This window comes from Azospirillum sp. B506 (assembly GCF_000333595.1).
Lineage (GTDB): Bacteria > Pseudomonadota > Alphaproteobacteria > Azospirillales > Azospirillaceae > Azospirillum.
The window spans coordinates 1-9,840 of sequence record NZ_BADK01000964.1 but is presented as its reverse complement, the minus strand read 5'-3'; the positions used below and the strand labels follow the sequence as shown (position 1 = coordinate 9,840).

9 protein-coding genes are annotated in these 9,840 nt (G+C 69.1%); 2 read left to right on the top strand and 7 right to left on the bottom strand.

Going from position 1 to position 9,840, the window contains the following annotated elements; translation table 11 throughout:
- Window positions 1–135: 135 nt before the first annotated feature.
- Complete coding sequence (locus I71_RS29850) at window positions 136–1,089, bottom strand: LysR substrate-binding domain-containing protein (RefSeq protein ID WP_042702943.1); 954 nt, start codon at window positions 1,087–1,089, stop codon at window positions 136–138.
- Between the two features lie 159 nt (window positions 1,090–1,248).
- On the opposite strand from I71_RS29850, the gene I71_RS40745 reads away from it, so the two are divergent.
- Together I71_RS40745 and I71_RS29840 are read left to right on the top strand one after the other, a co-directional pair.
- Entirely contained in the window at window positions 1,249–1,497 is a 249-nt protein-coding gene (locus I71_RS40745; protein WP_148294399.1) for a hypothetical protein, read from the top strand.
- A 53-nt stretch (window positions 1,498–1,550) separates the two neighbouring features.
- Entirely contained in the window at window positions 1,551–2,639 is a 1,089-nt protein-coding gene (locus I71_RS29840; protein ID WP_042702938.1) for an asparaginase, read from the top strand.
- Window positions 2,640–2,701: 62 nt separating this feature from the next.
- Here the strand turns inward: I71_RS29840 and I71_RS29835 are convergent, their stop codons facing one another.
- From I71_RS29835 to hrpB, 6 genes are all read right to left on the bottom strand, one after another.
- A complete protein-coding gene (locus tag I71_RS29835; RefSeq protein ID WP_042702935.1) occupies window positions 2,702–3,268 on the bottom strand; it encodes a hypothetical protein in 567 nt (188 codons plus the stop codon).
- A 159-nt stretch (window positions 3,269–3,427) separates the two neighbouring features.
- Window positions 3,428–5,230 carry a translation elongation factor 4 gene (gene lepA, locus I71_RS29830; protein ID WP_042702933.1) on the bottom strand — a complete coding sequence of 601 codons (1,803 nt, stop codon included), beginning with the start codon at window positions 5,228–5,230 and terminating at the stop codon, window positions 3,428–3,430.
- A 473-nt stretch (window positions 5,231–5,703) separates the two neighbouring features.
- Window positions 5,704–5,973 (bottom strand): type II toxin-antitoxin system RelE/ParE family toxin, encoded by a 270-nt coding sequence (locus tag I71_RS36590; RefSeq protein ID WP_083897466.1) that lies wholly within the window; start codon window positions 5,971–5,973, stop codon window positions 5,704–5,706.
- 453 nt (window positions 5,974–6,426) lie between these two features.
- Window positions 6,427–6,798 (bottom strand): helix-turn-helix domain-containing protein, encoded by a 372-nt coding sequence (locus I71_RS29825; RefSeq protein WP_244434142.1) that lies wholly within the window; start codon window positions 6,796–6,798, stop codon window positions 6,427–6,429.
- A complete protein-coding gene (locus tag I71_RS35345; RefSeq protein ID WP_148294398.1) occupies window positions 6,782–7,186 on the bottom strand; it encodes a DUF6516 family protein in 405 nt (134 codons plus the stop codon). Before I71_RS35345 ends, I71_RS29825 begins: the two co-directional genes overlap by 17 nt.
- Before the next feature lie 229 nt (window positions 7,187–7,415).
- The coding region (gene hrpB / locus I71_RS29815) for an ATP-dependent helicase HrpB (protein WP_042702930.1) at window positions 7,416–9,840 on the bottom strand (2,425 nt) is incomplete at its 5' end.

The window sequence follows — 9,840 nt, the reverse complement described above, 5'->3', positions numbered from 1 at the left end:
GCACCACCTCGCCGGTCAGTGGGGCGCCGAAGGCGACGGGGTTTTGCGCCGGGCCGGGCGGCGTTGCTGCAACGCTTCCGGCGCTGGCGAGGAACAGGGCGAGCGCCGGATACAGGAGGCGGGGCGGCACGACGGTCATGGTGCGACACTCACTGGCACGGCGCTCACAGGCACGGCATTTGTTGGGCGGTTTCCCTGGCGGCCGAGAAACTGGCGGCCGACGAGGTCGTGGATGGCGTCGGCCAGCAAGCGCACCGGCTTGGGCGCCGTGCCGCGGGCGCGGTGCAAGGCGATGTCGACGTCCGGAAGATCGGGAAAGCCCTCCGCCGCCCCGATGCGGCGCAGGCTGGATGGGACGGTGCAGGCCTCCATCGCCGTCACTCCCAGCCCGCCCATCACCGCGCCATGGACAGCGACGACGCTCTTGCTGGTGAAGGCGACGCGCCAGTCGCGGCCGATCCCGTCCAGCGCGGCGACGGCGAGGTCGCGGACGACGCAGCCCTTGGGGAACAGCGCCAGCGGCAGCGGATCGAGGCTGTCCACCGGGCGATGGTCCGGCGGCGAGGCGGGATCCAAGGGCGGGGCGACCCAGGCCACCGGCTCCCGCCGCACCAGTTCGCCGCCGGCCTCGCCCGCCTTGCGGGTGACCAGGGCGAGGTCGTAGCGGCCCTTTTCGATCTCGGCCACCAGATCGGGGCTGTTGTCGCAGACGACCTCGACCATCACCTCGGGATAGGCGGCGTTGAAGCGGGCCAGGATCTCCGGCAGCAGCATGGTGGCGTAATCGTCGGGCGTGCCGATGCGCACGCTCGCCACCGTCGGGCTGCGGTGCATCAGCGCCAGCACCTCGTCGTTCAGGGTCAGCATGCGCCGGGCATAGGTCAGCAGAAGCTCGCCGTCACGGGTCATGCGCACGCCGTGGGTGTCGCGCTCGAACACGCGCTTGCCCACCGTGTCCTCCAGCCGGCGCACCTGCTGGCTGACCGCCGCCTGGGTGCGGCCCAGTCTTTCGCCGGCACGGGTGAAGCTGGCGCTGTCGGCGACGGCGACGAAGGCGCGCAGCAGGTCGGTATCGAGATTGGCGGGCATGACGGGGCACCGGAAGTTGCCGCCCATTCAAGCAGAGCACCGGCCCCTCCGCAACGCTGCGGTCATTACGAATCGTGATGACACCATAATGCCTATTCGTTTCCAAGGGATTGGCGCGCACCGCATTGTCGGCCTTCCAAACCTTTGGAGTTTCCGATCATGTCGCTGTTCGCCGCCTGGACCGGCACGGTTCTTGGAGCCGCCCGCCTGGAGCCGCCCGCCATCCCCACCCCGCCGGTGCCGGAGCCGCGGCGTTTCCGCCTTGCCCACAACCCGGTGCCCCCAGCCATGTCCGCCCCGGCCCCCGCTCCTGCCCGCCGTCTCGTGGCGGAGCCGGCGCCGGTCTCGGCCCGCACACCGCTGCCTGTGCCCCTGGCGCCGAAGGCCGGCCGGCTGCGTCTTGAGTAGTGAGTGGGCGTCCGCCTATCCTGCCGCCGACGAAATGCCGGGAGGAGCGGGCGATGGCGCGGGTCTATGTTCTGTACACCGGGGGCACCATCGGGTGCGTGACCAATCCCGATGGGGCGCTGGCGCCGGTGCCGGGGGCCGAGTTCGAGCGGCTCGTCCTGTCGGTGCCCGGCCTGTCCGGCCATGGCGTGCAGGGCTATGACGGGTTGAGCTGGACCATGGGCTGGTTCGACCGCACGCTCGACAGTTCCAATATGACGCCGGCCGACTGGCTCGTCATATCCCGGCGGCTGCTGTCGGTCTATGACGAGTATGACGGCTTTGTCGTGCTGCACGGTACCGACAGCATGGCCTACAGCGCGTCCGCCCTGTCCTTCCTGCTGCCGGGCCTGTCGAAGCCGGTGGTGTTCGGCGGATCGCAGGTGCCGCTGTCCTTCACGCTGAGCGATGCGCCGGCCAATCTGGTCGGCGCCATCGTGGCGGCGGGCACCCTGCCGGTGCCGGAGGTCTGCGTCTATTTCGACACCAGGCTGCTGCGCGGCAACCGCTCGTCCAAGGTCGATGCCAACCGCTTCGCCGGCTTCGATTCGCCGAACTTCCCGCCGCTCGCCACCGTCGGCAGCGTCGTTGCCCGCAACGAGCTGTACTGGCTGCCGATGCCGGACAAGAGCGTTTCGCTGGCCGAGCCGGACAACCGGGCCAAGCGGCTGGCGGCGCTGGATGCCCAGGAGGCGGCGCTGGCGGATTTCTCCGTCATCATGCTGTGGATTTATCCCGGCATCCGGGCGAGCACGGTGTCGGCGATGCTGACCCGGACCAGCCCGGCGGCGAAGGGGGCGGTGCTGCTGGCCTTCGGCGAAGGGAACGGGCCGACCGATGGCGATTTCCTCGACGCGCTGTCGGCGGCGGTGAAGGCCGGGGTGGTGGTGATGGACAACACCCAGGTGCAGCGCGGCGCGGTGCTGCCCGGCGCCTATGCCACCGGGCTGGGCGCCATCGGCGCCGTGGGTGCCTATGACATGACGCCGGAGGCCAGCTACGCCAAGCTGGTCTGCCTGCTGGCCGCAGGGCTGGACGCCGTGGCGGCCAAGGCGGCGATGCCGGTGCCGCAGGTGGGCGAACTGACGGTGATCGAGGGCTGACGCGCTTGCCCGGAGGCGGGGGCGCTGGACCGTCCGCCTCCGGCGATGCTTACCGGCTTGGCTTACTGGCCCATGCCGGGCTGGGTTGGTTGCATGGTGCCGTTACCCATGGAGCCAGTACCCATCGACCCGTGGTTCATGGTGCCCTGGTTCATCGAGCCGGAGCCCATGCCACCCATGGAACCGCCCATCTGGCCGCCCGGTGCGCCGCCGGTCGAGCTGCCATAGCCGGTGTTGGCCTGGCTGCTGTACTGGGCGAGCTGCTGGAGTTCGGTCTGGTCCTGCATGACGATGATCTGCCGGCCGCGCCGCTCAAAGGAGGCCGGGGGCAGCATGACGGTCTGGCCGGACTTGGCGAGCTTCAGTTCGACCATGGTCTGGCCGTCGGCGCCGGTGGTGACGTTCTGGATCGTGCCGGCGACCGGACCGCCATGGCGGTGGACCACCCGCTTGCCGATCATGTCCCGGCTGGCCTGGACGTCGCGGGCGCCGCTGTCCATCGTGCCGCTGGCGGCCGCGTTGGACTTGGCCGACCCACCGGTGGCGGAACCGCCGGTCTGGGCATGGCCGGGTGCAGCGGCGGCCATCAGCATCAGGGCCGGAACCGCGGCGGCGAGAAACTTGCGCATGTCATCCTCCCGGATTGAACCACAACAGGGGAGGCACCGCGCACGACGGACACCGTCCCCAGGCGTGATGACACCCGGGCGGCCGATTTGTTGCACAGGTTGTACGGAATTGCCGCGTTGTACAAAAAAGGCGGGCCGAGGCCCGCCTCTCCGTTTTCCTCACTCGTCGCCCATCTTGAGCGCGGCGATGAAGGCGCTCTGCGGGATTTCGACCTGACCGAACTGGCGCATGCGCTTCTTGCCTTCCTTCTGCTTGTCCAGCAGCTTGCGCTTACGGCTGATGTCGCCGCCATAGCATTTGGCCAGCACGTCCTTGCGCATGGCGCTGATCGTCTCGCGGGCGATGACGCGCCCGCCGATGGCGGCCTGGACGGCGATCTTGAAGAGCTGGCGCGGGATCAGCTCCTTCAGCCGTTCGCACAGCTGGCGGCCGCGGCGCTCGGCCTGACCGCGGTGGACGATCATCGACAGGGCGTCGACCGGCTCGGCATTGACGAGGATCGCCATCTTGACGAGGTCGCCTTCCTCATAGCCGTCCATCTGGTAGTCGAAGCTGGCATAGCCGCGGCTGATCGACTTCAGGCGGTCGTAGAAGTCGAACACCACCTCGTTCAGCGGCAGCCGGTAGATCAGCATGGCGCGGTTGCCGGCATAGGTCAGCTCGATCTGCTGGCCGCGCCGGTCGGTGCAGAGCTGGAGGATGCCGCCGAGATACTCGTCGGGCAGCATGATGGTGGCCTTGATCCACGGCTCCTCGATGCGGTCGATCTTGACCACGTCGGGCATATCGGCCGGGTTGTGCAGGTCCTGCACCGACCCGTCGGTCATGTAGAGCTTGTAGACCACCGAGGGCGCGGTGGTGATCAGGTCGAGGTTGAACTCGCGCTCCAGCCGCTCCTGGATGATCTCCAGATGCAAGAGGCCGAGGAAGCCGCAGCGGAAGCCGAAGCCCAGCGCCGCCGACGTCTCCGCCTCGTAATGGAAGCTGGCGTCGTTCAGCTTCAGCTTGCCCAGGCTGTCGCGCAGCCGTTCGAAATCGGCGGCATCGACCGGGAACAGGCCGCACCACACCACCGGCACCGACGGCTTGAAGCCGGCCAGGGCCTCGGTCGCCGGCTTGCGCTCGTCGGTGATGGTGTCGCCGACCTTGGTCAGGGTGATGTCCTTGATCGCGGCGGTGATGAAGCCCATCTCGCCCGGCCGCAGCTCGCCGGTCAGCAGCGCCTTGGGCGTGAAGACGCCGACGCGGTCGACATCGTGGGCCGAGCCGGCGGCCATGAAGCGCACCTTCTGCCCGACCTTCAGCACGCCATCGACCACGCGCACCAGGATGACGACGCCGAGATAGGGGTCGTACCAGCTGTCGACCAGCAGCGCCTTCAGCGGCGCATCCGCATCGCCCTTGGGCGGCGGCAGCCGCTTGACCACCGCCTCCAGCACGGCACCGATGTTGAGGCCGGACTTGGCCGAGATCTCCACCGCGTCGGAGGCGTCGAGGCCGATCACGTCCTCGATCTGCTGCTTGACCCGCTCCGGTTCGGCGGCGGGCAGGTCGATCTTGTTGAGGACCGGGATGATCTCGTGGTTGTTGTCGATCGCCTGATAGACGTTGGCGAGCGTCTGCGCCTCCACGCCTTGGGAGGCGTCGACCACCAGGATCGAACCCTCGCAGGCGGACAAGCTGCGGCTGACCTCATAGGCGAAGTCGACGTGGCCGGGGGTGTCCATCAGGTTCAGCGTGTACTGCTTGCCGTCCTCCGCCTTGTAGAGCAGGCGGACGGTCTGGGCCTTGATGGTGATGCCGCGCTCGCGCTCGATGTCCATGCTGTCGAGCACCTGCTCGCGCATCTCGCGCGCGTCGAGGCCGCCGCACTGCTGGATCAACCGGTCGGCAAGGGTCGACTTGCCATGGTCGATGTGGGCGATGATCGAGAAATTGCGGATGTGCGAGAGGTCAGTCATCGGGGCCCAAACAAGCGAGAGTTTGCCGGGAACATAGGGCAGACGGGGGATGGGCACAATGATGGTGTGTCGGCGGGCGGCACGCAGCGCGTACGGGCGGTTGCGGGGCGGTGGGAAGTGGGACGTATGGAACGCGATGGAACGGTTTTCGGCGGGGTGTTCAGTGTTCCATCGCGGGCGGCTGGGGCGGGGCCGGCGGGGCGTGGAACGTGTGGAACAGGATGGAACGGTTTTCCGGGGGGTGTTCAGTGTTCCATCCGGGCGGGCGCGAGAGGAGAGGGCGCACGGGGGGAGGACGGGCCGCGTTGCGGCTTCGGCGGAGTGGGCGGAGGTGGCGGATCGCCACTGTCGGGGCATGCGGTGCCCTCCGCGGGTGGGGGAGGACGTAGCGTAGCATGGATGGGGGAGCGCGGTAAGGATGCGGCAAAAACGCGGGTTGGAGGTCATGCTGGTGGTAAACGATGCAACCGGCATCAGGGGCAATTCTGTGCTCCGTGCCAGACGCGCAGAATGGTGACGCGGGTCGCGCCCACATCGTAGACGATCACATAGGGGTGGACCGCCACCAATTCCCGCGCACCGTCTCGCCGAAGGCGGCCTCGGTCTGGAAATTCGGCGAGGCTTTCCGCCGTGCTTCTGAGGCGAAGCGCCATGCGCCGAGCCGCTGAGGGATTGAAGTGGCCGATGTAGGTGCGGATCGCGATCAGATCGGCAACGGCAGCCGGAGCGAAGACTACTTGCACGACGGCGCAGGACGCTCGTCTGCCGTGCCCCAACTGTCGAGCCAGTCCGCAACATCGTGCAGAGGGATCGTCTGACCGGCGGCAACCTGCGCCCGCGCCTCGGCAATGGCGCGTGTCAGCGCATCGTCATCGGTCGGTCGAAAGCGGTCGCGGGCTCTGCCATTGGGCACCTCCGTCACTGAATATATGTGGCGAGCGTGGGGTGGTCCAGACAAGGCAGAGTCTGGGCGGCTGAGGATAGAAAATTGCGGCGCCAGGAGTCATGCCGATGGCTTCGGTGGAGCGGGCGGAGGTGGCGGATCGCCACTGTCGGGGCATGCGGTGCCCTCCGCGGGTAAGGAGGGCGTAGCGTACATGGATGGGTGTGGTGGGTAAGGGTGTGGTGGAAAAGGGCGTTGGTGCTTGGGTCACTGTTGCGATGGGGAGCCGCTTCCTTTTAAGCGGAGCCGTTGCCTACTCCGCCGCCACCGCCATCGGCACCACCCGGCAAGTCCCGCGCACCAGATCGACGTCGATCTCCGCCGCGACCAGTTCCGGCCGGATGCTCATGCCGTCGCGGACCAGTCGCACCAGCCCATGCTTCGCCAAGTCTTGCAGGGCGCGCGAGACGTTGGGCTGGGCGCGGTCGGCGAGTTGGGCGAGGCGGGAGACCGTCTCCGGGCGTTCGGTGGCGATCAGTTGCATCAACGCCCGGTTGGCCGGGGTCAACACGCCGAGAAGGCCGGAGACCGCCTCGCCGTCGGTGACGGACTGAACCGGGGGAACCGGGCGGGTGCCACGGGCAACTGCCAGCATCTCGTCGCGCAAATCATGCAAGGTCCGCATCGCCGGTCCCTCCTTCGTTGTCATCCTCGGTGTCCTCCATCGCGATGGTCAGTGCGACACCCGCCGTCCGGCAGGCGCGATCCGCGGCCGCGAAGAAATCGGTCAGCAGCGCGTCCGCTCCGGTGAAGACATAGGGAACCGGAGCGGCCACACGGCCATAACGGTGTTCATGGTCGAAGTGTGTTTCCCGGCCGACCCCATGCGCGTTGTCGAAGCCCATCAGGCGGCTGCCGTCCACATCGTGCAGAGTCAGCGAATAGCGCATGCCGTGGGGCTTCTCCGCAGTGACCGGTGTTCGCCAGACGCGAAACCGCAAGCTCCAACCATTCTCCAGCCAGTAACGCCGACGGTGATACCCGAGAAGGCGCTCAATCGCTTCATCGACCATATATCGCCTACCAATATACCCTTAAATATGGGTTTGTTGTATATCGCAAAAAGATATAGGGCTCAATGATTGGCGGGAGAGGGTGACGGGCGCGCTTCGGCGCACCGCCAAGGGGCATGCTGCCCCTTCGCGATCCCCTGGCAAAGGCTGCGCCTTTGCTGCCCCCTCACCCTGATCCTCTCCCCAGGGGGGAAAGGGGATTGGGGGCGGTGCGGTGCAGGGCGGGCCGTTACCGCCCCCTCGGCTTCGCCCGCGCGGTCGGTTCGGCCTCCAGCGGGTTGTCGGGCCAGTAATGTTTCGGGTACTGGCCCTTCAAATCCGCCTTCACCGCCTTGTAGGCGTTGGCCCAGAAGCTCGCGAGGTCGCGGGTGACCTGCACCGGGCGGCGGGCGGGGGACAGCAGGTGCAGCAGCAAGGGCACCCGGCCGCCGGCGATGCGCGGGGTCTCGGCAAGGCCGAACATCTCCTGCAACCGCACCGCAAGCACCGGCTCCTCGCCGTCATAGTCGATGGGGATGCGGGAGCCGCTCGGCACCTCGACATGGGTCGGGGCCTCGGCGTCCAGGCGGGTCTTCAGCTCCCAGGGCAGCAGGGCGCGCAAGGCGCTCGACAGGTCGATGCGCTCCAGATGGGCGCGGCGCGACACGCCGTCGAGGAAGGGGGCCAGCCACGCCTCCAGACCGTCCATCAGGGCGTCGTCGGACAGGTCGGGCCAGTCGTAAACGTCGCCCTCGCGGCTGCGCAGGAACATCACGCGGGTGCGCCATTTGCGCAGCTCGTCGGTCCAGGACAGGCAGGCGGGGCCGAGCGCGCGGATGCCCTCGATCATCGCGGCAACCATCGCGTCGGCCGGCGGCTTGGCCAGCTTCTCGTCCTTCAGGATCAGGGCGAACAGCATGCGCCGCCGCCGCGCCAGCACCGTCTGCTCGCGGGCGTCCCAGGCGACGATGGTCTCCGTGCGGATGTCGTCGGCGAAGCTCTCCTCCAGATCGGCCAGCGTCACCGGGGCGGCCAGGAAGATGCGCGACTCGCGGGCGGCGCCGTCGAGGTCGGCGATGGCGAGCCACTCCTCGGCCGACAGCGGCTCGGCCTGCTGGAAATAGGCGCCGCGTCCGCCCGACAGGCGGTACTGAGCCGCCACGCCGCCCGGTTGGCCGCCCCCCTGACTGCCGGGGCGGCGCTGGCCGATGCGGTCGGGATAGGCCAGCGCCAGCAGGATGCCGACGGCGTTGGAATCCATCGCATCGTCGTCGCGTACGCCGAGCTGGCGGCGCCACTGCCGGGCCTGCTTCACCGCCTGCTGCGCCCCGCCGCGGTCGACGCTGAGGCCGCGCGCCGCACCTTGTCCGCCGCGCTCCTCGCCGCGCAGCAGGTCGACGCGCAGGCGCAGGTCGGCATCGCGGAAACCGGGCTGGGAGCGGACGATGTCGCGCTCGCCCAGCAGGGCCGCGACCAGACAGGCGAGGGCGCCCTGGCCCATCGCCTTGCCGGCCAGCATCATATGGGCCAGACGCGGATGCACGCCGAAGCCGGCCATGCGGCGGCCGTGCGGGGTGATGGCGCCCGTCTTGTCGAGAGCGCCGAGGCCGGTCAGCAGCTCGCGCGCCTGGGCCATCGCCGCGGCCGGCGGCTGGTCGAGCCAGGACAGGGTGGCGGGGTCGGAGACACCCCACACCGCAAGCTCCAGCGCCAGCGGGGCAAGGTCGGCGTCGGCGATCTCCGGCGTGGTGAAGGGGGCCAGCGCCTTGTGCGTCGCCTCCGGCCACAGGCGGTAACAGACGCCCGGCTCCAGACGGCCGGCGCGGCCCCGGCGCTGCTCGGCCGAGGCCTGGCTGACCTTCACCGTCGCCAGACGGGTCATGCCGCCGCGCGGGTCGAAGCGCGGAACCCGCATCAGCCCGCTGTCCACCACGATGCGGATGCCCTCGATGGTCAGGCTGGTCTCGGCGATGGAGGTCGCCAGCACGATCTTGCGCTGGCCGGGCGGGGTGGGGGAGATGGCGCGGTCCTGCGCCTCGGCCGACAGGTCGCCATAGAGCGGGGCGATGACGGTGTCCGGGCCGAGGTCGGACTGGTCGAGCAGCGACTGGACGCGGCGGATCTCGCCGACGCCGGGCAGGAAGACCAGGGCGTTGCCGGGCTCCTCGCGCAAGGCGCGGCGGACGGCGGCGGCCACCGCGTCCTCGATGCGGGTGCCATCCAGTCTTCCAGTGGGCGCGGGCGCGTCGAGGTGGCGGGTCTCGACCGGGTAGGCGCGGCCCTCGCTGGTCACCATCGGGGCGGGGCCTTCGGCGTCGGTCAGCAGGGCGGCGACCGGGGCGGCGTCCAGCGTCGCCGACATCACGACGAGGCGCAGATCGTCGCGCAGCGCGCCGCGCGCCTCCTGCACCAGGGCAAGGGCGAGGTCGCTGTCGATGCCGCGCTCGTGGAACTCGTCGAACAGGACGGCGCCGACGGCGGGAATCTCCGGATCCTCCTGAAGCTGGCGCAGGAACAGGCCGTCGGTCACCACCTCGATGCGGGTCTTCGGGCCGATCTTGGTGTCGAGGCGGACGCGGTAGCCGACGGTCTCGCCCACCGCCTCCCCCAGCATCGACGCCATCCGGCGGGCGGCGGCGCGGGCGGCGAGGCGCCGCGGCTCCAGCACCAGGATC

Coding starts and splice junctions, on each gene's coding strand:
- I71_RS29850 (WP_042702943.1), bottom strand. CDS start 1,089: ATGCCCGCCAATCTCGATACCGACCTGCTGCGCGCCTTCGTCGCCGTC.
- I71_RS40745 (WP_148294399.1), top strand. CDS start 1,249: ATGTCGCTGTTCGCCGCCTGGACCGGCACGGTTCTTGGAGCCGCCCGC.
- I71_RS29840 (WP_042702938.1), top strand. CDS start 1,551: ATGGCGCGGGTCTATGTTCTGTACACCGGGGGCACCATCGGGTGCGTG.
- I71_RS29835 (WP_042702935.1), bottom strand. CDS start 3,268: ATGCGCAAGTTTCTCGCCGCCGCGGTTCCGGCCCTGATGCTGATGGCC.
- lepA (WP_042702933.1), bottom strand. CDS start 5,230: ATGACTGACCTCTCGCACATCCGCAATTTCTCGATCATCGCCCACATC.
- I71_RS29825 (WP_244434142.1), bottom strand. CDS start 6,798: ATGCGGACCTTGCATGATTTGCGCGACGAGATGCTGGCAGTTGCCCGT.
- I71_RS35345 (WP_148294398.1), bottom strand. CDS start 7,186: ATGGTCGATGAAGCGATTGAGCGCCTTCTCGGGTATCACCGTCGGCGT.